Genomic DNA, 25,556 nt, shown 5'->3' with positions numbered 1-25,556 from the left:
GGAAACTCTCATGCACGGTTCTTAGAGGGGAAAGGGATAGTAATATCCCCGACCTACTCGACCAGACTATAGAAAATAAGCAGAAGTTCATTTCTCAGATTATGACAAGTAAGACACCTGTAAGAGTTGCAGAAGATGTGGACGAAAGCAGCTTAAACTATGCAGAGATTAAAGCCCTTGCTACAGGTGATCCGAAAATCAAGGAAAAAATGGATCTGGATAATGAGGTTACAAAACTTAAAATGCTTGAAGCAAACTACAAGTCCAACCGTTACAGATTAGAGGATAAGGTCGCTAAAAACTATCCTGAAGAAATTGCAAGGACGGAAAAGCTAATTGAAGCTGTAAAGAAAGATATAGCAAGTGTAGAACCTAAAGCTGAAGGCGATGAAAAGTTCACTTCTATTATCATTTTAGGCGAAAAAATTACCGATAAGAAATTAGCCGGAGAAAAGCTGCTTGAAGCGATTTCCAAAGTAAAAATCAATGAAAGCAAGGTCATAGGAAAGTACAGAAACATGGATTTGGAGGTCAGCTATAACTTCTTTACCAATGAGCATAACTTTAGCTTAAATGGTGCTGCAAAGCATTCAGGAGAGTTTGGAACGAGTGCGGACGGTAATATTACAAGACTGGATAATGCTCTTGAGAAAATGCCTGAGAAATTAAAGAGGCTTGAAGAAAAGCTCTTCAGCACAAAAGAACAGCTTGAAAATGCCAAAGAGGAATTAAAAAAGCCTTTTGAAAAAGCTGATGAACTAAAAAATAAGGTGCTTCGCTTGGCAGAACTGAATAAGCTCCTTGATATGGGAGAAGTGGAAGAAAAGAGAAATTATAATCCCCTTGTAGAAGATGTAAAACGAGCCATCATTGACTTCTGCAACAGAGAGTATGAAGAAAATCATAGTTATGATGAGTTTGACGCTCTATATCCTGACCTAAAGCATATCGGCATCGCCTATACCAATACACCTGACGAAAGACACAGTATCCAATATGAGCTTAACTTAGAGGATAAGACATGGACACAGTATATTGAAAATATACCGATTAAAACGGAGAGTTTTGATTATGAAAACAAGGGAGAAAACGAAGCTCTACGAAATATGAAAAATGAGATTGAGCTTTCTTCTTTTAGTGATTTGGTCTATGTCGATTCGGAAGATTTAAGGGCGGTACTTGGACTTGATATTGATGATGAAGGGAACTTCTACGATCCTCTTTCTAAAGATATGGATAATGACGGCATTCCTGACAGATATGACAATGACTTTAAGGACAGCGATTATTTTGAGTCAACCTATGATGTTGAAGATAATTTGCATACCAAAGAGGAAGCCACACAGAAAACGGGTGATAAACCATCTATCTTAGGACAGATAAGAGCCTATCAGGAAGAAAGTAAAACAGAAGAAAAGCAAAAAACAAAAGAACAGGAATTTTTAAGATAAGGGGAGGGGAACCTCCCTTTTGCCATGAAAGGAGATAAAAACATGGATTACAAAACAATGAGAAATCAGATAGAAGATATGGTAAATGATAACCATAAGGACTTTGTAAAAGCGATTATAAGCATGGAAAAAGGTATCAATGATGAAAGTGCCTTAGATAAGCTCTATGACGCTTATATGGACAATGACAGCCTTAATTTGCTGCATGAGGAATTTGACTATATGATTGAGGATTTAAGAGAACAGGGACAGATAAAAGACCTGCCTTATGCTCAGGAAGAAAAGGATAATCTTATCAATATTGTTGGAAATATCGTTGGAGAGGTTGATGTAGTTGAAAGGGAAAATAAGAACGGAGAAGCCTTTAAGGTAGCGAATTTCTCCGTAGTATCTAAAGATGATGAAGGGAATAAGGTCTATCATAATTGCTCGGCATACGGAGAAAAAAGCGATATTCCAAAGGACTTTAAGCAGGGAGATTTTGTTAAGCTCTTTGGACAAATCAGAACCTCCATTGATGATAACGGCAAGGAGCATAGCAACATCAGGATACTTTCTTCAAAGCTGTTAAAGGCAAAGGAACAAATGAAAGGACAAGAAGAAAAGAAAGAATCTGTACTTGGGGCTATCAAAAAATATCAGGCTGAAGATAAGGAAAAGCCGAAAGAAAAGAAAGAAGTAAGCAAAGAAGCTGAGAGATAAATTTACGGTCGGTGTGGTCTTAGGACTGCACCGACTATTTTTTTATTGGTCTTGAATTGCCAAATCAAGGTAGAAAAAGAGGAGAGAAAAAATTATCTCTCAATCTCCTTGCCCATGTAAATTCCATAGTTCTTTCGTATTTGATAAAGCTCGTCCATAGTAGATTTTGAGGAAGAATACTCTTTCATGAGGATATTCTTTTTTTCTTGCAGTTTATCAAGTCTATCTAAAATATTCTTTGAATTTGGAAGTTTAGAATAGGAGCTTTTCAGCTTGGAAAGAGCAGTTTCATAGAGCGTGATTTGCGATTTGTATTCTTCAAAAAATGCCTTGTCCGATGGATTTGCCTTATATTCTTTGTAGTAGGCTCGATATTTTTTAACAGTATGAACTTGTTCCATAGTATCAGAAAGTAGCTGCATGTCCTTATCAATTTCTTTGATTTTATCTTGTAAACCTTGTCTTTCTTCAGCACTTTTTTTGATATATTCATCAAGCTGTTTAACGGAGTTAATGCCATGTTCTCTGATGAAAATAACTGATTCAGCCATTGTATTAAGGTTATGTTTTGTTGCCCAATATTCATAGCCTTTGCTCTCTTTCACTTTGGCATTGGTATTCATATTGATGACATTTCCTATTCGTTTTTTGACAGCAGGATCCTTAATAGCACTCCTTTCTGTAATACGCTCTTTTAATCTTTCTTCGGTATAATCTTCGCCAATCGTCTTAGACCTTGTAAATCTCTGCTTATCTTTTGGCTTAAAAGCTATATGTTTTCCATGCTTTATTTCATAACCAAGTTCCGCCATTTTCTTTAGAAATTCTTCCCAATCTTTAGACTGTTTTATCAAATGATCAATGTCAAATTGAAGCCTGCTTTTCCAAGAATTACCTTTCTTAGATTGCTCATTTTCATACCATGACTTACCATTTGTTTTGTACTTTCTCTTATAGCTCTCGTAGAACTCATCAATCACAGAAAGGTTATTATCCTTGCATAGCTTATCGCTTTGATACCTGATTTGGTGGTAACTTCTCTTGTTGGACTGATAGCATTTGCCCGTTACCATATTTACATTATTAAATATGACGTGATTATGAATATGCCCTTTATCTATATGGGTAGATAAGACAAATTCGTACTCATCCTTTAATATCTTTTTACATAGTTCAAGACCGATTTGATGTGCCATTTCAGGACTTGCTTCTCCGGGTAAAAAGGATTGAATGAGGTGTCTTGCAAGAACAGTTCCGTTTGTTCCTGCATCATTTCGTGTTCTTAAAAATTGAGTATGAGCAGTTTCCTGATGGCATTTATGAGTGCTTACTAAGATTTGCTCATCTGTTTTTTCTCCATTAACAATATATGAAATGGCAAGATTAAGGGTTGATTTTATAGGATGTATTTTTGTAATAGCCATAAAATTTAATCACCTCCTGAAGTCCTGTTAAGCAGCAGGGAATGAATTTGCCACAACTCTTTTGAGAAATGTTCAATCTGCTTTTTCATATCGTTTATATCATCTTTGTAGATTATGCCGGTCGAATTTACACGCTTTGCAATCTGATTTATGTTGTTTGTAGCGTTGGAAAGCAAGCCCTGTAAATCTCTAAACGGCTCTAAATCCACTTGATATATTTCCTTTTCTAAAACGCATTTGCGAATAAAAAGGCTCATATTTCTACACTTAGCAAGTTTTCTTTTCTCCTCAAAAAGAGCCTTTTCTTCTTCGGTTAATTTAATTTCAAGTCTTTCATTTCGTATTCTATTTGCCATAGGTAAATCCTCCTTTGAATGTATTTCGGGGTCTTAGGGTACACCCTAACAAGTTAAAAATTGATAAAAAAAGAAGCAGATCCCAGAGGGCTGCTTCATCAATTTTTTCGTAAGTGTCCGTACACTTACTGTGCTTGCTACAAAAGAACGATTAAGATAGCAAGCATTAAGCGTGTATAAAACTATTTGTACTTATTGTACCATTTTTTTTATTAGAGTTCCAGAAAATACTTGACAAACATAATCGACAATATTAAAATGATAACTAAGTTATCAAGATGAGGCGGGAAATTGATCAGTAAAGAGAAAGTAGGCAGAGTAATGGCAGATTTGAATGGATATGAGCTTACACATAAAAAAATCATGGATAGTGGTAAAGCGAATTTTTTGAAGGATGGATATGAACGAGCTAATTTAAGAAAAATTTGTAAAGATGCTGGAGTTACAACGGGTGCTTTTTACAGGCATTTTAATGACAAAGAAGATTTATTTATCAGTTTAGTTGATCCATTGGCAAAAGAACTTTTGGGTTTTTATAACAAGTTTGAAGAGGAATCTTTTCAAAATATAGAAAAAAATTGTGGAGAAGATTTATCAAAAATTAACATTGAAGGGTCAATTGAATCTGCATTATATATGTTTAGCAAAAAAGATTTATTTAATCTTTTAATATATAAATCATATGGTACGAAATATGATAATTATATAGAGCTTCTTGTGGAAAAGGAAGATATAAATAGACATAAAGCGTTTCATATTATTTCAAAGAAAAAGAATATAAAATCAGAAGTCCCTAAAAATGCAATGCATTTGTTAAACCATGCTTATATTAATGCATTGTGTGAAATTATAATACATTCTCAAACAGAAGAGGAAGTAAAGTTAAACACAAGAATAGTTTCGAAGTTTTTTTATGATGGATGGGAGAAATTACGAGGTTTTTAAATATAAGGGAAAGGGTATTAAGCGCCCTTATATTTTTTAAAATAAAGATAACTAAGTTAGCTAATTAAGTTATTTTATTTGGAGGTGTTGATTATGAAACAAAAAAGTCCTGCTACTATATTGTGGGAGCTTGCAAAAAAGGAACATTCAAAGTTAAAAACATCTGTATTTATAGCGAGTATCGGTGTTATTGCAGGGATTGTTCCATATATTGCAGCAAGTCGTATTTTAGTTGAATTGTTAAAGGGAAATGAGGATTTTAAAATTTATTCCTTATGGTTAGGAATAGGATTGTTATCCTACATCTTAAAATCATTTTTATACTCTATGGCTTTATCTGTATCTCATAAAGCAACTTTTAGTGTACTGAAAGATGTTCGTTTAAGAATGCTTGAAAAACTCCCAAAGATGCCATTAGGGGAAATAATCTCTGTTCCAAGTGGAAATTTTAAGCAAATTATTGTTGATCAAGTTGAAAGTATGGAAAAGCCTCTGGCACACCTTTTACCTGAAATGACCTCAAATTTATTAGGCTCTTTGAGTATATTTATTTACTTATTATTTCTTGATTGGAGAATGGCTCTTTTATCATTAGTATCCATTCCTTTGGGGATGCTTTTTATGGGACTCGTAATGAAAAATTATGCTGTTCAATATGAAGGATCTGTAAAGGTAAATCGAGAAATGAATTCTGCAATTATTGAGTATGTCAATGGAATAGAAGTGATAAAAACATTTAATCAAGACAAGAAATCGTACGCAAAGTACAAAGATAAAGTCATTGCAAATGCAAGATACTTTTATGAATGGATGAAGAGCTGTCAGTTACCTGTATCTTTATCTAAAAATATATCTCCTACTACAATGATAACAGTGCTTCCATTTGGTTGGTATTTCTACATTAGTGGCAGTTTGAGTGCAGAAGTATTTATATCTGTTATTATTCTATCTTTAGGTATTGCAGGACCTTTACTTGAAACAATCAATTTTGTTGATGGTCTTGCTAAGATAGGAACTATTGCTAATTCTATTAACTTAATTTTAGAAGGAAAAGAACAAAAGCATTCTGATGGAGAAGTGACTATCCAGCAATATAATATTGATTTACAAAATGTAAAGTTTGGATATGAAGAAGAAAAAGAAATTCTTCATGGAATATCCCTAAACATAAAAGAAGGGACAACAGTGGCTTTTGTTGGGCCAAGTGGAAGTGGCAAGTCAACTTTAGCAAAATTAATAGCTGGATATTGGGATATTACGGAAGGAAATATAAATATTGGTGGATACAATCTTAAGGAAATTCCATTAAAGCAATTATATAGTTTAACTGCTTTTGTTTCTCAGGATAATTTTTTGTTCAACGAAAGTATTAGGGAAAATATCCGAATGGGTAATCCAAGTGCCAGTGATAAAGAAGTAGAAGACATTGCTAAGAAATCGGGTTGTCATGATTTTATTATGAAAATGGAACATGGTTACGATACGGTTGTCGGAAGTAGTGGGAGCCATGTTTCTGGTGGAGAAAGACAAAGAATATCAATTGCAAGAGCAATGCTCAAAAATGCACCTATAGTAATACTTGATGAAGCTACTTCATATATAGATCCTGAAAATGAAGTGATTATAAAGCAAGCTTTATCAAAGCTTATAAAAGATAAAACGGTGATTATTATTGCTCATAGGTTATCAACTATAACAGATGCAGAACAAATATTCTTAATTGAGAATGGAAAACTTGTTTCATACGGTAAGCATGATGAATTATTAGAAGGTTGTGAATTATACCGAAATATGTGGAACGCTCATATAGGAACTAAGGATGGTGAGATGAAATGTTAAGTGCTTTAAAAAAGATTTTAGATTTCTCAGGTGATGAAAAGAAAAATGTATATCACTCTATATGGGTAAGTTTTTTGTTTGCGATTTTTCATATGCTTCAAATCAGTGCTATTTATTTTATAGTGAAAGCAATTGCCCAAAAAGACATGAGCATGATGCCTGCGTGGATAGCATTAATACTTCTTGTTATTAGCATAATCGGAAGAAGTGTTACAAATTATTTTTCACAATTAAAGCAATGCCATGCAAGTTATTTCATGGTGGCAAATAAAAGAGTAGCAATAGGAGAAATGCTCAAAAAAATTCCTATGGGATTTTTCAATGAAAACAATATTGGTGAAGTGGTTGGAATTTCTACAACTGTTTTAGAAGATGTAGAAAATACCGCCGCAATGGTTATGGTAAATACATTATCAGGTTTTATAAACACGATAATATTTACAATAATGATTTTAGCATTTGAGTGGAGAATAGGTTTTATTGTTGCAATTGGATGCCTATTGTACTTATTTGTTCTCTCAAAAATGGAAAGCAAATCAAGGAGTGTTCTTCCTAAAAGACAAGAAGCATCTGCTAAATTAGTTGATGCCATTTTAGAGCAAATTGGAGGAATGTCTGTTATAAAATCTTTCAATTTAACAGGGAAAGGAGATGAAAAAGTCAGAGGTGCTATTGAAAATAGTAGAAAAATAAATCTTGATTGTGAAAAACTGTTTACACCTTATACGATTTTGCAAAATATTCTTTTGGATTTGTTTAGCATTTTGATAATAGGTGCAGGTATTTTCTTTTATATCAATGGAGAACTCTCATTCTTAAATACAGTTATGACGATTATAATTTCTTTTCTTGCTTTTTCTCAAATAAAATTGGCAGGAAGTGCAACAACCTCTCTCAGAGTTGTTAGTGGATCTATTGAGCAAACAAGGAAGTTAGAGGAATTTCCACAGATGGATATTGATGGAAAAGACATAAAGCCTACTACTTTTGATATTTCTTTTGATAATGTAGAGTTTTCATATTCAGGTAAAAAAATCCTTGATGATATTTCGGTCAAGATACCACAAAACCAAATGACAGCTATAGTTGGACCTTCAGGAGCTGGAAAAACTACATTTTGCAATTTGATAGCGAGATTTTGGGATGTAGAGAAAGGAGAAATCAGCATAGGTAGACATAATATTAAGGAATATTCATTGGAGTCATTAATGAGACAAATTAGTATGGTTTTTCAAAATGTTTATTTATTTCAAGACACTATTGAGAACAATATAAAGTTTGCCAAGCCAGATGCTACACATGAGGAAGTTATAGAAGCTGCAAAGAAAGCGTGTTGTCATGAATTTATTATGAAGCTTCCTGAACAATATGAAACAGTTATAGGAGAGGGAGGTGCAAGTCTATCTGGTGGAGAAAGACAAAGAATATCAATTGCAAGAGCAATGATAAAGAATGCACCTATCATTATTTTCGATGAAGCTACTGCAAATGTAGACCCCGAAAATGAGGATAAATTGCAGGTTGCTATGGAGGAACTCACAAGAAATAAAACAGTAATAATGATAGCACATAGACTAAAGACAATAAAAAATGCAAACCAAATACTTGTTTTAGCAAATGGAAAAATAAATCAAAAAGGCACACATGAAGAGCTAATTCAAGCAGAAGGTATCTATAAAAATTTTGTTGAGGCACGACAAAAGGCAGTTAATTGGAAACTGTCATAAGTGAAAATGATTTATATGAGAATTATGCAAATATAGCTCATGTAGATTTATATTATTTTAATTCAAGGAGGATTAAAAAAATGAAAAAAGGATTGTCAGCTAAAGATCTAATCAATGTAGGAATTTATACAGCTATTTATTTAGTTCTGTTTTTTGTAATAGGGATGATGAATGCAATACCTGTCTTATACCCAGCTATCTATCTTCTAATTCCTATAGTCACAGGAATTCCCTTTATGTTGTTTTTAACCAAAGTAGAAAAATTTGGCATGGTTACGATTATGTCAATTATTATCGGTGTGTTTTGGTATTTTATGGGCTATACATGGTTAGCATTAGTGGGATATATTCCATTTGGAATTATCAGTGATCTGGTTATGAAATCAGGTGGTTTTAAGAGTTTTAAAAAGAATGTTATTGGATTTTGGCTATTTTCTTGCGGAATGATAGGTTGTCAAATGCCAATGTGGGTAATGGCAGATACCTATATGGAAGGTATTAAGCAACAAATGGGAGAACAATATGCACTTGCACTCGCAAAATATATGCCTTCTTGGATGGGGATTGCTGCATTTGGAATTATTTTTATCGGCTCGGTTATTGGTGCGAATTTAGGGAGGAAAATGCTTAAGAAACACTTCGAGAGAGCGGGTATCATTTAATGGAAGAGTATGAGGTATATAAACCGAATAAACCAAAGGGCTTTTTCTTAGATCCTCGTACTAAAATTTTATTTATGATATTTATAACAACCATAATGTCTGTCGGATATAAGGATATTTTAGTTAGCCTTATATCCGCCATTGTGGCAATAGCATTATTATTATCTAATAAACAATTTAAGATATCTTTCATTTATGGAGGGCTATTTACTTTGGCTATTATGGCACACTTTACGAAAGATATGTACACATTGCCTACACTCATAAATACAATTTCAGTATTGTTGAATGCCTTGATTTTAAGACTATTTCCAATTTTTATGTTGGGCTATTATGTTGTAATGTCTACAAAAACGAGCGAGTTTATAGCAGCCATGGTAAAGTGGAAAATTCCCAATGCATTTATTATTCCAACAGCAGTTGCATTCAGGTTTATTCCAACTTTGAAAGAAGAACACAATTCTATTAAGACTGCTATGAAAATGAGAGGAATTAGCTTTAAAAATAAAAAGGCGTGGAAAAATCCAAGCTTATACTTGGAATATGTAACAATACCTTTAATCGTTTCTATTGCAAAAATAGGTGATGAATTGTCGGCGGCAGCAATAAGTAGAGGATTGGGAGCTTTGAAAAAGAGAACTACTGTAGTAAAAGTAAAGTTTACTATATATGATTTACTAATTTTACTCTTTTCAATTGCCTTTACAGGACTATTTTTATATAGGAGGGGATAGCATTGATTGAATTTAAAGACGTGTCATTTACTTATGATAGCGGGAATAAGAATGCTGGAATTTATAATATTAATTTAAATATCAATGCTGGAGAAGTAGTTGTATTTTGTGGTGAGTCCGGTTGCGGGAAAACTACAATAAGTAGGTTGATAAATGGGTTAATCCCCGGGTATTATTCCGGAAATTTGACTGGGAGCGTTATTGTAAAGGGACATGAAATTTATAAAAACTCTATTAATGAATTGAGTCAATATGTAGGGTCGGTATTTCAAAATCCAAGAACTCAATTTTTCAATGTAGATTCAACAAGTGAAATTGCATTCGCCTGTGAAAATTTTGGAATTTCAAGAGAAGAAATTTGTAAAAGAATTGGTAAGGTAACAAAAGAATTAAATATAAAAAATTTGCTTGACAAGAGCTTGTTTTCTATTTCAGGAGGAGAAAAACAAAAAATTGCTTGTGCTTCTGCTGCTGCCATGGAGCCTGAAATTTATGTATTAGATGAGCCATCTTCTAATTTAGATATACAAACTATAAAAATGTTAAAAGATATCATAAAAAAATGGAAAGAAAAAAAGTCAACTGTGGTTATTGCAGAGCATAGACTACAATATTTAATAGATATTGCAGATAGATTTATTTATATGAAAGATGGAAAAATTAACAAAGAATTTTCTTGTGTTGAGTTCAAGAAATTACCTAACAGCATTTTAAATAATATGGGGTTAAGGAGCATACACTCTATTGATACCGATAACCTTATGAAAAACATAGACTCTAAGGAACAAATAGAGATTAAGGATTTTATGTTTAGCTATGGGAAAAAACCGTTTCTTGAAATTCATGATGCTGTATTACCTCAAAAATCTATTGTGGCTGTTTTAGGAAATAATGGTTCTGGAAAATCAACTTTTTCAAAATGCTTATGTGGAGTTGAAGAAAAAGCAAAAGGAACCTTGAAGATAGAAACAAAAAATTATGATACAAAAGAAAGATTGAAAAAATGTTTTATGGTGATGCAGGATGTTAATCATCAATTATTTACCGAATCAGTTAAAGAAGAAATTCTTTTGAGTATAGAGAACGATAAAAATAAAGAAGAAAAGGTCGACGAAATATGTAAAAAGTTAAACTTAATGGATTTTATAGATTGCCATCCAATGTCATTATCCGGAGGTCAAAAACAAAGAGTTGCAATTGCAAGTGCTATCGCTTCTGATAGAACAATTCTGATTTTGGACGAGCCTACAAGTGGTTTGGATTTTAGGAATATGAAAGAAGTTTCTAATGAAATGATGAGGCTTAAAAAGGACGGAAAAACTATTTTTATTATTACACATGATCCGGAATTAGTAGAATGCTGTTGTGATTATTTTATGTTTATGGAGAATGGAAAAGTCAAATGGCATGGTGGTAAGAATGAAAAAAATATAAAGGCAATTAAGGAATTTTTCAATCAAACAAATAATTGCCTATAAAAATATAAATCAAAACAAGGAAGGACAAAGTATGAAACAAGATATGAAAGAACAACTACTGACCAAAAGACCGATAGATTTACTTTTTCAGCTATCTATTCCGGCGGTTATCGGAATGATAGTAATCGGTTTGTATCCGTTAATGGACGGGATATTTGCTGGGAAAATCATAGGGCAAACTGCAATGACTGCCTGCGGCGTTGCGATGCCACTTACTTTTTTTAACAGCGGGGTGTCTACACTTCTTGGTGTAGGTTCTGCATCTGTTTTATCACGAGCGATTGGTAAAGGAGATCAGAAAACCGTAGATAAAATTATGGGCACCTTGATTTTCTGGGTGATTTTGTTTTCGGCGATCATAACAGTTGGCGGAATACTACTTGCACCACATTTTTTAGATATGGTCGGAGCAACAGGTGAGATCAAAGTTTATGGTATCAGATACCTAAGAGTAATCTTTATCGGTTCCCTCTTTGTAAATTTTACACAGTCCGCAAACATGGTTATGCGTGGCGAAGGTCTAATGAAAAAAGCCATGATGATAATGGGACTTGGAGCTTTACTGAATATCATTCTTGATCCGATTTTAATGACAGTTATGGGTGAATACGCCATTGAAGGTGCTGCCCTTGCAACGATTACAGCACAGTTTGTTCAAGCAGTTGTAACGCTGCACTACTTCCTGAAAAAGAGCAAGGTTGTAAAAATTCATAAGATTAAGTCTGATGCGGAAATAAAAAAAGAAATGTTTGGAGTAGGCTCATCAGCTATGATGATGCAGCTTCTGTTCATGATTCAACAGACTATGCTTTATAAAATGGCATTTAAGTATGGCGGAGATCCAAACGGAATTTTGATGGCAGCATCGCTTCGTGTATACGCCTTTTCGTTCATTCCGCTTTGGGGAATGAGTCAAGGATTGCAGCCTGTTGTCGGAACAAACTTCGGAGCAAAGCAATATGACAGAGTAAGGCAAGCAATGAAGGTATTTTCTATCGGAGGACTTGTTCTTGCAGCAGTCTTTTGGATTCCATCATTGCTGTTATCAAGTCAGATACTTTCTTTGTTTGGAGTAGAGACAAATATCATAGTACAAGGGGTAGGAAATTTCAGACTGTTCTATTCCGTATTTATTTTATATGGAGTAATGGTTATGAGCATTACATTTTTCCAATCTATTGGGAACGGAAAGAAAGCGGGGATTATTGTTATGCTTAGACAGCTATTCCTGTTTGTCCCTGCAATGATTCTTTTGCCAATGGTATTTGGAGTAAAAGCTGTTTGGTTCACACAGCCCCTTGTTGATTTCATTATGATTGTTGTTGGAATCTTCATGATGCTTGGAGAACTAAATAAGATGAGCAAAGAAAAAGTACAAGCATAAAATTTCTTATTATGTGCGTGGATACTTGAAATAGTAGAAGGGCTTAATTTATGAGGAATAGTTAGTTGTAAAATGGAGGGACAGGATATGATAAAGGCTATATGTTTCTTTGAAGTTATAACTCAAAACAAAATCCTTCCTTTTTCTTATAAAATTTACAGTTGCTTGTCTTTCCATATTCTCGTCTAAACAATTAAATATAGTTAAAGAAAGAACAGGTTTCTTTCATTTCGGAGGACTTCTCATGCCAAGATGCAGAAGTCCTCCTTTTTTGTCTGAAAAACAAATAGACAAAAAAGAAATGGAGGAAACTTTATGGCAAAAGAGTATTACCTTTATGTCAACGGACAAAGGGTTAAAGTCAGCGAGCAGATATATAAAGTCTACTGGCGAGAAAAAGAACACGAAAAGTATTTAGAGCAGGTGGACAAGAAAAACCACTTGCTCTTTTTTTCATCATTGGATCATGACGGAAATTTTGTAGATAACCTTGCTGATGAAAGTGTGGATGTAGAAAAAATAATTGAAACACAGATCTTAATTGAAACAGTCAGAAAGGCTATGTCAAGGCTGAATGATGAAGAAAGGGACATCATAGAGCGTTTGTATTTTAATGATGAAACATTATCGAGTGTAGCAAGAAGTAAGAAAGTGAGCTATCAAGCTATACAATGGCGAAAAAACAATATTCTTAAAAAGCTAAAGGTGTTTTTGAAAGAATTCATAAAGTAAACGCCTTGTAGATGGGGGCAGATTTTCCTTTATAAATTGAAGGGAGATCTGTCCTCTTAATTTTATTGAAGAATTATTTTCATGAATTACTTAAAAGAAAATCTCTCTGAAAGCCAATAGGCTATTGTTCCTTGAAAACTGAATAGACCAAGGTAGGACTTTATCTACTTGTGGAGGATTATGACTTACGCCATGACCTTTCTGCTGAGAACAATTTCGGTTTAATAAATACTGAGTAAATCAAGGAAACAAGAAAGCGAGCGATAAATAAGAATACATAAAAACAGATTTGGCAACCTGTTCAATGAAGCAAGTAGTGATAATGATACTTCAATAGTTTAAGCCGGCTCGTCTGGAATAAGAGGCGGAGGTGAGATTCCTATGTTGCTGCCAAGCACCTACCAATGTCGTAAAACTTAAAATATAGAAGAAAACATATTTTGATTATAGAAAGTTTGTAAAGGAAGGAGGGGTGTCTGTGGATAGTGACTGGAATGGATTGGCTGATTTAATAGCAAATCTGATTGCAAAATATGCTGGTGCTTTAGATTTAGATAATCTGCCCGATCCAACGCCAGCAAAAAATCAAGAGATTAAAAATAGTTTTGACATGGCAAAAACACAAATTGAGACGGACTAATAAAAGTGTTATAATATACTTGAAATGATAGTCCAAACTTAAATTCAAAAATCAAAGTTTATATATGATATAGAAAAGTTATGTTGAGGTTAATGCTATGTCAAAAGAAAAAATTAAAGTATACCTCTATACACGAGTATCTACATCAATACAGATAGAGGGGTATTCGTTAGAGGCACAAAAATCACGAATGAAAGCTTTTGCTATTTACAACGATTATGAAATTGTCGGAGAGTATGAAGATGCCGGAAAGTCTGGCAAGTCTATTGAAGGTAGGAAACAGTTCAATCGAATGATGGAAGATATAAAATCTGGAAAAGATGGAGTGTCTTTTGTTCTTGTGTTTAAGTTATCAAGATTTGCAAGAAATGCCGCTGATGTTCTTTCTACACTTCAGATAATGCAGGATTATGGAGTTAATCTTATCTGCGTTGAAGATGGCATTGATTCATCTAAAGATGCTGGGAAACTAATGATTTCTGTTTTATCAGCTGTGGCTGAAATAGAAAGAGAAAACATCCGTATTCAAACAATGGAAGGTCGCATTCAAAAAGCAAAGGAAGGAAAATGGAATGGTGGCTTTGCTCCGTATGGATATAAACTTGAAGATGGCAAACTGTTTATAAATGAGGAAGAGGCAGTTGCCATAAGAACGATTTTCGACCAGTATGTAAATACTACGATAGGAGCCAATGGACTATCTAAATACTTAGAGAATCATGGAATTAGAAAAATCCCAAGACAGAATGGTAAGAATCCTTTGTTTGATGCAGGTCTTATAAGAAAGATATTAAAGAATCCTGTATATAATGGGAAAATAGCATTTGGAAGAAGAACTTTAGAAAAAGTTCATGGCACAAGAAATGAATATAAGCAGGTTGAACAAGATGAATATCTAATATCTGAAGGGATACATGAAGCTATAGTTTCCGATGAAGTTTGGCAAGCTGCTCAGGTTAAGCTAAAATCTCAAGCAAAGAAATATGAGCATGTGAATAAAGGAAAAGATACACGCACACACTTGCTTTCTGGAATTGTAAAATGTCCTATATGTGGAGTGGGAATGTTTGGGAACAAGTGTATCAAGAAAAAGAAAGATGGCACAAAGTATAAAGATTTTTATTACTATGGTTGTAAGCATAGGCAGATGATAAGAGGTCATAAGTGTACATTCAGTAAGCAAATTAGAGAAGAATTGTTAGATGATGCTGTTGCAGAGGTAATTGTCAAGATTGTAAGTAATCCGAAGTTTGCTTCTATGATGCAAGAAAAAATCAACATGAAGGTGGATACCTCTGAAATAGAAAAAGAAATAGATAATTACCAAAAGGAATTGAGGAAGAGTCATTCTACAAAGTTTAAGCTAATTGAGGAAATAGATAATTTAGATGTTGAAGATAAGCATTACAAGAGAAGGAAACAGGATTTAGACGATAGACTTTATCGTATGTATGACAAAATAGATGAATTAGAATCATCACTAATTGATGCGAAAGCAAAGAAACAGACTATTGAAGCTGAAAAACTCACAGGAGATAACATATATAAGGTTCTGATCTATTTTGATAAACTCTATAAAGTCATGAATGATGTAGAGCGTAGGCAGTTAATTATAGCTTTGATTTCTGAAATTCAAGTTTATGAAGAAAAACAGCCCAACGGACAATGGCTAAAATCAATTACTTTCAAGCTCCCAATTATAGACGATGACTTAAATATAAGTTTGGACAATGATGAACACGTGGAGTGCGTAGTTTTGCTACAACGAAGCAAAGGGTAAAACCTTTGAACGAAAGGGATAGTAAAAAGCCTTGATTTCAAGGATTTTTAGGCTCTAGAATATCTGTAGTGGGTAAATCCCCTTGCTAGCTATTATGAGGTCTTCTGTACCTAATGCGGTTCTGCCTTTAGTCGCAAGAACTGAACGACAGGTCGCGGTAAATGGAAGGTTTGTCAATGTAATAGCCGATACAAGGTAAAAGAACAGGTTGGGTGTTAGAATAATCATATTGATGAAGGAACGCTTGATAAGCCAAATAGACACATGGTAGGACATGGTCGTTGGGAGAGAGAAATCGGTGAAATAGATTTTTTGAAGCTATTTAATACACTGTTGTACATTTTCGATGAGTATGATTACTGGGCAGAAGTTATCCGTTATGAACAAGATAACTTAGTATGTTTTTGGAGGTTAAACGATTATGTTCGAACTGTATCCTTTTATTCGAGAGATGATTAATTGTGAAACGACTATACAGAAAATGGAAGTTTTCAATAGGTGGAACCTTAATGACTGTAGAGTTTTTCTATTTGATGAAGAAAAGTCAAATTTTAGTAATATAGGTAAATCAATTAGCTATGGAAAGTTTAATTTGATTGGCCTGGGAGATTACCAAAAAATTTGGGTTATTGATAAAAATACAGTGAATGCTATGGATAATTTGTTACCTGTTATTAGAATTGTCAATTATGATCTAAACATTTTTACCTACATACATAATTTATTTAGAGGAAGAAACGTCCCGGATAAGGAGAATCTAATTACATTCTTACACGAGATTAAATCGTTGCATCTAACAAATGATATTTCAACTGCTTTAATGGAGAGATATACCACCCCAATAAATCGTAACTTATTAGCTAGAATGATTGAAAGTTATGTTTATTTTGATAGCATTAATTTTGAAATATTTCAAACAAATTTGCCTCAGATTCTAGCACCAGATAAATATATTTGGATGAAAGAAATTTGGGATGATGCAGAAGCTTACCTAAGCAAGGATGAAGCGATACAACAGTATGAGGCAGTATGTTGCTATATATTGAAAGCATTTATTTTGAAAAATAAAAAAAATCTTTCTACAGAAGCTAAAGTAGTTGAGTTCAAACGCTATTGTTTTGAGGATCTATGTGTATTTTTAGAATTGGAAATGTCCTTACTAATAATGTTTTTGAAAAATGATAGTTCGGTTCAAGAAATATTTAAAAAGTTGCAAGTAGGTGCTAAGGGGTTAATAGATAAAATATATAATACAGTATGGGATATTTTTCATATAAGGCTATTGGAACAAAGTACTTTATTCGATTGTATTGGAAACCAAGATGTGATTTATCTCAATTATTTTGCAACTGCGGATTCTGGGTTGGCTGAGGTACTGAGAGCCAATCCGATTAAAATGCTGGTTTATTATAATGAAAAAATTATACCTATACGTCGGTATGATGCGTTAGATTTCTTTACTCAAGATGAATTAGATTTCTATACTACTGAAGAAAAAGCTAGATTACGTGCAGAGAAAGTTCAGAGTATTGATTTCCGCTCTATAAAGGAGAGGTTGATTAGTGAGCTAGGGGATTTACTTACTAAATAAATTCTAACAGTTCCGTCCCACAGTATCATTCCTAAATTGCTTTCATCACACCCACTAGTATAGGAGAAAGTTATCAGCACACGTTGAGTGCGTGAGTTTGTTAGAAAAAGGAAACTAATTGGGAATGAGGAAGTTAATAATAAAACCATTCAGTCAACAGAAAAAGATGCTTTAGAGAAGGATAACCAAAATAGAAATAATTTTTTAAATTATAATCAAACAATTATTTGAGGAGAAAATTGTGTCCAAACAGAATATTTATGATAATGATATATTTTTTAATGAATATAAGCAGTTACGAAAAAGAGAATTCACTGCTAATAATCTAATAGAAATTCCAGCTTTATTATCTTTGCTACCAGATTTGAAGGATAGTGTCATTTTAGATTTGGGTTGTGGATTTGGAGAACATTGCAAATTATTTGTTGAAATGGGAGCAAGGAAAGTTGTTGGGATTGATATTTCTCAAAAGATGATTGAAGCAGCAAAATTAAAAAACAGTAGTTCTCAAATAGAGTATCTTCAACTTGCAATGGAAGATATCAATACCCTAAGGCAAAAATTTGATTTAGTTGTCAGTTCATTAGCAATGCATTATGTGGAGAATTTTAAGGAATTAGTCGAAGATATCAATAACCTTTTAAGTGAGGACGGTATTTTGGTTTTTTCTCAGGAGCATCCTTTTGTAACTTGCCATTCCAAGGGAGATAGATGGACAAGAGATTTTTCGGGAGAGAAACTATTTGCCAATATTTCAAATTATGGAGTTGAAGGTCAAAGAAAAACGGATTGGTTCGTCGAAAATGTGGAAAAATACCATCGAACTTTTTCAACGATTAGTAATACCCTAACGACTTCAGGATTTAAGATAGAAAAGATATTAGAACCAATTCCAGAAAATGCCATTTTAACTGCTTTCCCTGAATATAAGGATACAGTTCATAGACCAGACTTCTTAGTTTTACGTGTCAAGAAGATTCAATGAGAAGTCATTCCTTAAGTTTTAAAAACCTAGTAAAATTGAAAAAAATAATAAAAAAGTTCCCTCAAGTCTGTGAAAGATTTAAGGGAACTTTTAATTGCTTAAACGAACAACAATGCCAATCCAATAATAATGAAGGCCATCAGTTTATAGCTTTCATTAATGAGAATTAACTTCAGTGGTCGTTGTTCAAAGAAATAGTTTTTAAGGCCAGAAAGAATTGCAATCAGACCAATAATCATGGCGTTGATTGGTGTAGCAGCATTTAAGGCTGATAAGAATAGTATGGTCAGCATACTAATAATAACCTCAACGATAAGGGTCATTATCATTTCTTTTTTACCATCGCCATTTTTACCGATATCTTCTGGATTGATACCCATGGCTTCTATCCATGGTTTTTGAAAGAGGAGACCATACCAGAGGCCACCAATCATAAAGTTAATAAATCCTGCTATCGTTGCGATAAATAGTGTCATATTTCCTCCTAAACGGTTTGGGGTACATAAGGTGAGTGCTGAATTAGTTGATTACCTTGTATTCTAAACCCAGGGCACCTGAAGTAAATGTTTCTGAGCTGATTAGCTTTAAATCTGAGCTGATGTTTTCAAAGAGGCGCAAGCCATTTCCCACAAGAGTGGGTGAAAGGGTTAATGTCACTTTGTCGACAATTTTCTCTGCCAGCAAAAAGCGAGCTAGACGTGGACTTCCCAAAACTAAGATATCCTGACCATCTCTAATTTTGAGTTCTTCTATACTCTTAGTGAGGTTGTTTTTGATTAGGGTAGAATTGTTCCAGTCAACAGATTCAAGTGTGCTAGAAGCGACGACTTTCTCAACATCAGTTATCCATTTGGCATGTCTGCGTTCATAATCAGTTGCTGCTGGATCAGTAAGCCTATTTGGCCAGTAGGCATACATCATGTCATAAGTTGCTCGCCCCCATAAAATAGTGTCCACGCTTGATAAGGTTTTTTCTGCAAAAGCTTCCAATTCTTGGTTGTAGGCCACAAAACCAATATCCATGGCTCCTTTTGGTCCTTCAACAATACCATCTAGTGACATGTGTAAAAAAATGTTAATATCTCTCATGTGTTAGCTTCCTAATCTCTTAATAACTGAGGCTAGTATACTGTTTTGAAGCCAGAAAGTAAATTTAAATGTTTTGAAATCATTCACTTAGTCTCTGTTTTGTGACTTAAGGTCTGACTGACTTGACAAATCAAGGAGGAAATCAGATACTTAATTAGCAAATGTAGGATTAGAATCATTAAAACTTTAGACGAAGGAGTCATTGGAATGTCACGAGAAACAGCCACTATCTTAACAAATATGTGTATGATTTATGATAATCAGGGACGGGTTCTGGTTCAGGATAAAGTCGGCAGCAATTGGTGTGGGGTAACCTTTCCTGGTGGACATGTAGAAGCAGAGGAATCAATTGTTGACTCTACTATTCGAGAAATTAAAGAAGAAACGGGTTTAGATATCAGTGACTTAAAAATCTGTGGCATCAAGGACTGGACCTATGCGCAAGGTTCTCGCTATGTTGTGTTCTTATATAAGACCAACAAGTTTTCTGGTCAGCTTCAGCCTTCTAAGGAAGGTCCAGTCTATTGGGTAGATTTGAAAGAACTAAAACACCTAAAACTTGCTCCTTCCATGGCTATCATGTTAGAAGTCTTCTTACGTGATGATGTTAGTGAGCACTTTATTTACCAAGAAAATGGTGTATGGAAAGACAGTTTGAAATAAAGAAGGCAGAAGTCATCAGTCAAAAGGTGACTTTTTTAGGTGTTCTTTGCTCCATAAGATATTTGTTGGTTTTTTTCGACTAAACTTTTTGGTGAGCCATGTTATAATGAGTTTATTATCATAATAGAGGAGTCATTCATGAAGATTTATTTTGCTAGTCCCTTATTTACTGAGATGGAAGTTACCTTTAACAAAACTCTGGTTGAAAAAATTAGACAGACTTATCCAGAAGCTGATGTATTTTTACCTCAGGAGCAGGGAGAAATTAATGATAAGCAGGCCTATGCTGATTCTAAGATGATTGCCAAGCTAGATACGCAAGCAGTATTAGAAAGTGACCTGTTAATTGCAATTTTAGACGGGCAGGTCATTGATCCAGGTGTGGCTTCAGAAATTGGTGTGGCCTATCAAGCAGGTATTCCAATCTTGGGGCTCTATAGTGATTCGCGTCAATTAGGAGCAGATAATCAACAAAAAATAGAGGCTCTACAGGAGGTGGGGGAATCACAATTTGCTTATGTGAACCTTTATACTGTTGGTCTCATCAAGTTAAATGGGAAAGTCGTTAGCTCTAGTCAAGAATTGCTTGAGGTGATCGATAATATGTAAAAAATATATTGCTATCATTAAAGGGGAGGGTGGATAAATGATTCGGAAGACTAAATTGGAAGATGCAAAAGCTTTGCAAAAGATTTGTAAAGAAGATTTGGGATACGATAGTTCTCTAAAAGCTATTGAGCGACAAATTGACAAATTAGGTCAAGATGAGCAACATCACCTTTTTGTGTTTGAGGATGATTGCATGAAAGAAGTTCTAGGATTTGTCGAAGTACAGGTCTATGAGGCTATCTATAGTAAACGTGGTCTCAATATCTTGGGATTAGCAGTAGCTCATTCACACCAAGGGCAAGGCATTGGTAAACAATTGATGACTTATATTGAAGCATGGGCTTGTCAGAATAAGCTTACCTTTATTCGCTTAAATTCAGGCTCCCATCGTACAGAAGCGCATGCTTTTTATCAACGTCTTGGTTATGATGGTACTAAGAGACAAGTACGCTTTATTAAGTTTCTACAATAGGTATTATGGGAATGTCGGTAAAGGCTCAAGTCTTAGACCCTTTAAGACTGAAATCAAAATGATGCAATTAGGAAATACGATATGAAAGAATTTAAAACAAAAGAACTAAAAATATTTGAAAATTATGAAACACTCTTGGTTGAGTATGGTCATGTCATTGTGTCCACAAGAGTTGTTGAATCATCATTAAATTATCACCAAACAGCTCATGGGGGTTACCTCTTTGCCTTAAGTGACCAAATTGCTGGAGCCGTAAGTGTTTCTACTGGTTTTGATACAGTGACTCAACAGTCCAGTATCAATTACTTAAAACCGGGAAAATTAGGAGATGTGTTAACAATTGAGGGAACTTGTATTCATGATGGAAAAAAGACTAAAGTTAATGAAGTTGTTATTAAAAATCAAAAAAATAAGATATTAACACGGGCTGTTTTTACAATGTATGTGACAGGAAAACGTGAAAGTGAATAGATTGGGGCATTTAGTCTGAATAATAGAGAGATTGGATACTTTAAACAGATAGAGATAAAGGCTTTGTAAGTTCATTTGTAACTTTCAAAGGCTTTTTTTATGCACAATTTTGGCTAGTAAATAGAGATTAGTGTCAATTTAGAGTTCATTTTTCTGACTTTTTTAGTTAAAAGTGCTATAGTATTAATAAGAATGATTATAATTAAGAGGAAAGAGAGGAGAAAAAATTGGCAATACTTGAATTTAAAGATGTCTCATTTTCATCTGATGGGAAGGACATTTTAAAAAAGCTTAGTTTTACTATTGATGAAGGAGACTATGTCTCAATTGTAGGCCCTTCTGGTAGTGGAAAAAGCACTCTTTTGAAACTAGCTAGTTATTTACAAAGTCCGACTAGCGGGGCTATTATTTTTGATGGCAAATCATTGGAAGATTACAATCCAATAGAATTACGTCAGGCCATTTCATATTGCTTCCAAACACCACATCTATTTGGCGATAAAGTGAAGGATAATATCCAATTTCCCTATGAGATTAGACATTTGTCATTAGACCAGACACGCGTTAAGGAACTTTTTGAACTATTTAAAATGGATCTCTCTTATCTGGAACAAGATGTTAAAAAGTTATCTGGAGGAGAAAAGCAAAGAATAGCCTTAATACGACAACTACTATTTGAACCCAGACTTCTTTTATTGGATGAAGTCACCTCAGCTTTGGATTCTGTTAATAAAGAAATAGTAGAAAACGTCATTGCAAGCTTACATAATAAGGGGATTACTATTCTTTGGATTACTCATGATAGTAGCCAAAGTAAAAAATATGCTAATAAAAGGCTGACTATTGTAAGCGGTGAATTAGAATCTATGGAGGAGATAAAATGAGTGGAGCAGATAATATTTCCGTAACGTCTTTACTACTAGCATCATCTTTAGTTTTGATAACCTTATTTTTTTCCTATTGGCAAAAATTGAAGTTAGAGAAAGAAATTATTGTAGGTGCTATTAGGGCAGTTATACAGCTACTCATAGTGGGCTTTGTTCTCAATTATATTTTTGGTTATAAGAATCCTATTTTTACAGCGCTCTTATTACTATTTATGATTGTAAATGCTTCTTACAATGCATCTAAGCGGGGAAAGGGCATTGGTAACGCTTTTAAGATTTCTTTTATAGCGATTACTTTGGGTGCCAGTATTACGCTATCTGTTTTAATTTTTTCAGGGATATTAGCATTTGTGCCTAATCAAATGATTCCTGTTGGTGGGATGATTATTAGTAATGCAATGGTTGCTATTGGTTTGTGTTATAAACAGCTTTTAGATTCTTTTAAGGATAAACAAGAAGAAGTAGAAACAAAATTAGCATTGGGAGCTGATATTTTACCTGCTTCTATTGAAATTATCCGTGATGTCATCCGAACTGGTATGGTGCCAACAATTGATTCGGCGAAGACTCTCGGTATTGTTTCTTTACCGGGAATGATGACGGGGTTAATTCTAGCGGGAACATCTCCTATACAAGCTGTGAAATATCAAATGATGGTTACTTTTATGTTACTAGCTACGACATCTATTGCCTCTTTTATCGCTTCCTATCTGGCTTATAAAGGCTTCTTTAACGATAAAAAACAATTAGTCGTTAAACAATCATAAGCTAGAAAAAATGAAAACTTCCCCCTCTTTTTATACTGATCTTAACCAAATCAAAAAAACGAACAAGATTGGGAATTTTAGACGTTTTTAAGGGCCAAATGCCAGATAAAATGTCCTTGACAATTGTTTTTATCTTCGCTATACTATTAACAATTAAATACTGCTTTAACTATGTACCGTGAGACATAAAAGCGCTAAAAAGAGATGGCTAATGCCACCCTCTTATTTTCTGTAGATTTTTTGACTCACGGCTACTGGCGGGGGTCTTTTTTGGCTTTTATCAGTATTCAATTAATTAAGGTAGTCAGCGAGCTACTATTAAAAGGAGAAGGAAATGTCACAGATATCACTGGACAGAAATAACAAGAAGGCCCTTGCGGCAGCCATCATAGCTTCAGGAACAGATGATTTAAACGTCATGTTTCTTGCTTTTTCAATGTCTTCAATTATTACCGAGCTTGGCATAACAGGAGCACAAGGCGGTTGGATTGCGACTGTAACAAATTTAGGAATGTTACTTGGAGGACTTATTTTTGGGCTATTAGCTGATAAATACCATAAGTTTAAAGTCTTTAAATGGACGATAGTGGTCTTTTCAATTGCAACAGGCCTCATTTATTTTACAAAAAGTATTGACTACCTTTATCTGATGCGTTTCCTTGCTGGGATCGGTGTTGGTGGGGAATATGGTGTTGCCATCGCTATTATAGCTGGTATTGTTCCAGCCCAAAAGATGGGGCGGATGTCTTCTCTTAATGGTATTGCTGGGCAACTAGGCTCAATTTCTTCTGCTTTACTAGCGGGCTGGTTAGCACCAAGTTTAGGATGGAGAGGGCTCTTTTTATTTGGCTTGGCACCAATCTTGCTAGTGCTATGGATGACCTTCACTATCGATGATGAAAAGATTTGGGATAAGGGTGGTGATGACAGAGAAGAAAGTAGTCAACCGGTTAAAATTAACCAACTCTTTAAAAGCCCACATTTAGCAGGGCAAACTTTAGCATTAATGGTCATGACAACAGTTCAAATTGCTGGTTACTTTGGTATGATGAATTGGCTACCAACTATCATTCAGACTAGCCTTGGTATCTCTGTCAAAGATTCATCTTTATGGATGGTAGCAACCATCTTAGGAATGTGTTTGGGCATGTTAACTTTTGGTCATATTTTAGATAAATTTGGCCCAAGACCAGTTTATTCGGCCTTCCTAATAGCTTCATCGGTCTGCGTTTATCTCTTTCAGTTTGCAAATTCAATGCCAGCCATGATCATTGGTGGAGCAGTAGTTGGTTTTTTCGTTAATGGTATGTTTGCGGGTTATGGTGCCATGATTACAAGGCTTTATCCGCACCATATTCGCTCAACAGCGAATAATCTCATTCTTAATGTGGGGCGTGCTATTGGTGGTTTCTCGTCAGTTATCATTGGTAAAATCCTGGACGTTTCAGGCGTGCCAATGGTCATGATTTTCTTAGCTAGCCTTTATATCATTAGCTTTGTAGCAATGTTATCTATAAAAAATCTCCGACCAATCCTCTATCAGCAATTATCAAATTAGGGATAAGCTAAAAAAGTTTGGGACAAAAAGATGTTAAGTTTTGTTATCATCACTTTTTATCTTTGAGCTTAGACTTTTGTCTCAGCCTCTTATAATTTTTCAAGAAATGTTTCTTTATTGACACAAACTCTGGTATGAGAAGCTTTGGCAATTAATTCTTTACCAACAAAAGCTTCTAGTTGAAAATCATATTTGCGTCCTTGATTAGTGACCTCAGTTATGATGACAGTGATAGAATTACCAATTTTACTTGCTTTTAAATGATCAATAGTCATTTTTGCTCCGACAGTTGTCAATAGGTCATTCTGAATCTTTTCTTTAGCTAAGAGACAGGCAGCATTTTCTAAAAAGCCAACGAGACTTGGTGTCGAAAGGACCTCAAGTTCCCCAGAGCCAATATATTTAGCTGAATGTTCAGTACTTGTTTCATACACTTTGGAATAGATAGCCATTGTAACCTCCTTTTTATTTTATTATAATACTTTAAACCCTTTAAGTCTGCTGAAAACCAGTTATATGCTATACTAATAAAAAAGCTTAGTAGGAGCTTAGAACGCTTAGGTAGTTAAAGATAAAGGAGCAATAGCAGATGACCTAGACCCCCTTTCTA

The 25,556-nt window shown here is 34.3% G+C and carries 25 protein-coding genes and 1 pseudogene; 21 read left to right on the top strand and 5 right to left on the bottom strand.

Going from position 1 to position 25,556, the window contains the following annotated elements:
* Positions 1 to 1,451: pseudogene (locus STRPS_RS10215) on the top strand (helicase-related protein); the annotation flags it as partial.
* Between the two features lie 42 nt (positions 1,452 to 1,493).
* Positions 1,494 to 2,153: a hypothetical protein gene (locus tag STRPS_RS10210; RefSeq protein ID WP_000384988.1), complete on the top strand. Its 660-nt coding sequence runs from the start codon at positions 1,494 to 1,496 to the stop codon at positions 2,151 to 2,153.
* 92 nt (positions 2,154 to 2,245) lie between these two features.
* On the opposite strand, the gene STRPS_RS10205 is transcribed toward STRPS_RS10210, so the two are convergent.
* Complete coding sequence (locus STRPS_RS10205) at positions 2,246 to 3,577, bottom strand: relaxase/mobilization nuclease domain-containing protein (RefSeq protein WP_007895069.1); 1,332 nt, start codon at positions 3,575 to 3,577, stop codon at positions 2,246 to 2,248.
* A 5-nt stretch (positions 3,578 to 3,582) separates the two neighbouring features.
* Positions 3,583 to 3,933, bottom strand: coding sequence for a plasmid mobilization protein (locus tag STRPS_RS10200; protein ID WP_007895148.1), 351 nt, complete (start codon positions 3,931 to 3,933; stop codon positions 3,583 to 3,585).
* Positions 3,934 to 4,224: 291 nt separating this feature from the next.
* Here STRPS_RS10200 and STRPS_RS10195 point away from each other — a divergent pair, with 291 nt between their 5' ends.
* The 12 genes from STRPS_RS10195 (at position 4,225) to STRPS_RS10140 (ending at position 18,430) form a co-directional block, all read left to right on the top strand.
* Positions 4,225 to 4,878 (top strand): TetR/AcrR family transcriptional regulator, encoded by a 654-nt coding sequence (locus STRPS_RS10195; RefSeq protein WP_000623740.1) that lies wholly within the window; start codon positions 4,225 to 4,227, stop codon positions 4,876 to 4,878.
* Positions 4,879 to 4,971: 93 nt separating this feature from the next.
* On the top strand, positions 4,972 to 6,717 hold the full coding sequence (locus STRPS_RS10190) for an ABC transporter ATP-binding protein (RefSeq protein ID WP_007895085.1): 1,746 nt from the start codon (positions 4,972 to 4,974) through the stop codon (positions 6,715 to 6,717).
* Positions 6,711 to 8,444 carry an ABC transporter ATP-binding protein gene (locus tag STRPS_RS10185; RefSeq protein ID WP_007895150.1) on the top strand — a complete coding sequence of 578 codons (1,734 nt, stop codon included), beginning with the start codon at positions 6,711 to 6,713 and terminating at the stop codon, positions 8,442 to 8,444. The genes STRPS_RS10190 and STRPS_RS10185 overlap by 7 nt, the downstream gene beginning before the upstream one ends.
* Positions 8,445 to 8,524: 80 nt before the next feature.
* A complete protein-coding gene (locus tag STRPS_RS10180; protein ID WP_007895115.1) occupies positions 8,525 to 9,106 on the top strand; it encodes an MptD family putative ECF transporter S component in 582 nt (193 codons plus the stop codon).
* Complete coding sequence (locus STRPS_RS10175) at positions 9,106 to 9,840, top strand: energy-coupling factor transporter transmembrane component T (protein ID WP_000393369.1); 735 nt, start codon at positions 9,106 to 9,108, stop codon at positions 9,838 to 9,840. The genes STRPS_RS10180 and STRPS_RS10175 overlap by 1 nt, the downstream gene beginning before the upstream one ends.
* A gap of 2 nt (positions 9,841 to 9,842) precedes the next feature.
* Positions 9,843 to 11,318, top strand: coding sequence for an ABC transporter ATP-binding protein (locus STRPS_RS10170; RefSeq protein WP_007895135.1), 1,476 nt, complete (start codon positions 9,843 to 9,845; stop codon positions 11,316 to 11,318).
* Positions 11,319 to 11,349: 31 nt separating this feature from the next.
* Positions 11,350 to 12,702 carry an MATE family efflux transporter gene (locus STRPS_RS10165; RefSeq protein WP_007895139.1) on the top strand — a complete coding sequence of 451 codons (1,353 nt, stop codon included), beginning with the start codon at positions 11,350 to 11,352 and terminating at the stop codon, positions 12,700 to 12,702.
* A gap of 315 nt (positions 12,703 to 13,017) precedes the next feature.
* The gene (locus STRPS_RS10160; RefSeq protein WP_007895087.1) at positions 13,018 to 13,434 is read left to right on the top strand and encodes a sigma factor-like helix-turn-helix DNA-binding protein; all 417 of its coding nucleotides are present in this window, start codon (positions 13,018 to 13,020) and stop codon (positions 13,432 to 13,434) included.
* Positions 13,435 to 13,912: 478 nt separating this feature from the next.
* On the top strand, positions 13,913 to 14,074 hold the full coding sequence (locus STRPS_RS10720) for a hypothetical protein (RefSeq protein WP_007895149.1): 162 nt from the start codon (positions 13,913 to 13,915) through the stop codon (positions 14,072 to 14,074).
* Positions 14,075 to 14,171: 97 nt separating this feature from the next.
* Positions 14,172 to 15,854: a recombinase family protein gene (locus tag STRPS_RS10150; protein ID WP_007895120.1), complete on the top strand. Its 1,683-nt coding sequence runs from the start codon at positions 14,172 to 14,174 to the stop codon at positions 15,852 to 15,854.
* Between the two features lie 421 nt (positions 15,855 to 16,275).
* Entirely contained in the window at positions 16,276 to 17,445 is a 1,170-nt protein-coding gene (locus STRPS_RS10145) for a hypothetical protein (RefSeq protein ID WP_007895086.1), read from the top strand.
* A gap of 241 nt (positions 17,446 to 17,686) precedes the next feature.
* Positions 17,687 to 18,430 (top strand): class I SAM-dependent methyltransferase, encoded by a 744-nt coding sequence (locus STRPS_RS10140; protein WP_007895146.1) that lies wholly within the window; start codon positions 17,687 to 17,689, stop codon positions 18,428 to 18,430.
* Between the two features lie 98 nt (positions 18,431 to 18,528).
* Here the strand turns inward: STRPS_RS10140 and STRPS_RS10135 are convergent, their stop codons facing one another.
* Positions 18,529 to 18,906, bottom strand: coding sequence for a DUF1761 domain-containing protein (locus tag STRPS_RS10135; RefSeq protein ID WP_007895071.1), 378 nt, complete (start codon positions 18,904 to 18,906; stop codon positions 18,529 to 18,531).
* 43 nt (positions 18,907 to 18,949) lie between these two features.
* On the bottom strand, positions 18,950 to 19,519 hold the full coding sequence (locus tag STRPS_RS10130; RefSeq protein WP_007895092.1) for a dihydrofolate reductase family protein: 570 nt from the start codon (positions 19,517 to 19,519) through the stop codon (positions 18,950 to 18,952).
* 207 nt (positions 19,520 to 19,726) lie between these two features.
* Between STRPS_RS10130 and STRPS_RS10125 the strand changes: the two genes are divergently transcribed.
* The 7 genes from STRPS_RS10125 to STRPS_RS10095 all read left to right on the top strand — a co-directional run bounded on the left by STRPS_RS10125 (position 19,727) and on the right by STRPS_RS10095 (position 24,946).
* Positions 19,727 to 20,182, top strand: coding sequence for an 8-oxo-dGTP diphosphatase (locus STRPS_RS10125; protein WP_007895113.1), 456 nt, complete (start codon positions 19,727 to 19,729; stop codon positions 20,180 to 20,182).
* Between the two features lie 138 nt (positions 20,183 to 20,320).
* On the top strand, positions 20,321 to 20,791 hold the full coding sequence (locus STRPS_RS10120; protein ID WP_007895077.1) for a nucleoside 2-deoxyribosyltransferase: 471 nt from the start codon (positions 20,321 to 20,323) through the stop codon (positions 20,789 to 20,791).
* 37 nt (positions 20,792 to 20,828) lie between these two features.
* The gene (locus STRPS_RS10115) at positions 20,829 to 21,263 is read left to right on the top strand and encodes a GNAT family N-acetyltransferase (protein WP_007895075.1); all 435 of its coding nucleotides are present in this window, start codon (positions 20,829 to 20,831) and stop codon (positions 21,261 to 21,263) included.
* 81 nt (positions 21,264 to 21,344) lie between these two features.
* The gene (locus tag STRPS_RS10110) at positions 21,345 to 21,734 is read left to right on the top strand and encodes a PaaI family thioesterase (protein ID WP_007895132.1); all 390 of its coding nucleotides are present in this window, start codon (positions 21,345 to 21,347) and stop codon (positions 21,732 to 21,734) included.
* A gap of 227 nt (positions 21,735 to 21,961) precedes the next feature.
* Positions 21,962 to 22,618, top strand: a complete 657-nt coding sequence (locus tag STRPS_RS10105; protein WP_007895136.1) for an ABC transporter ATP-binding protein — start codon at positions 21,962 to 21,964, stop codon at positions 22,616 to 22,618.
* Positions 22,615 to 23,388 carry an ABC transporter permease gene (locus STRPS_RS10100; RefSeq protein WP_007895152.1) on the top strand — a complete coding sequence of 258 codons (774 nt, stop codon included), beginning with the start codon at positions 22,615 to 22,617 and terminating at the stop codon, positions 23,386 to 23,388. Before STRPS_RS10105 ends, STRPS_RS10100 begins: the two co-directional genes overlap by 4 nt.
* A 334-nt stretch (positions 23,389 to 23,722) precedes the next feature.
* The gene (locus tag STRPS_RS10095; protein WP_007895063.1) at positions 23,723 to 24,946 is read left to right on the top strand and encodes an MFS transporter; all 1,224 of its coding nucleotides are present in this window, start codon (positions 23,723 to 23,725) and stop codon (positions 24,944 to 24,946) included.
* An 89-nt stretch (positions 24,947 to 25,035) separates the two neighbouring features.
* Here the strand turns inward: STRPS_RS10095 and STRPS_RS10090 are convergent, their stop codons facing one another.
* Positions 25,036 to 25,398 (bottom strand): thioesterase family protein, encoded by a 363-nt coding sequence (locus tag STRPS_RS10090; protein ID WP_007895147.1) that lies wholly within the window; start codon positions 25,396 to 25,398, stop codon positions 25,036 to 25,038.
* Positions 25,399 to 25,556 lie beyond the last annotated feature (158 nt).

The sequence above is a fragment of the Streptococcus pseudoporcinus LQ 940-04 genome (genome assembly GCF_000188035.1).
GTDB classification, from domain to species: Bacteria; Bacillota; Bacilli; order Lactobacillales; family Streptococcaceae; genus Streptococcus; species Streptococcus pseudoporcinus.
This window is presented reverse-complemented; position numbering and strand designations above follow the sequence as displayed.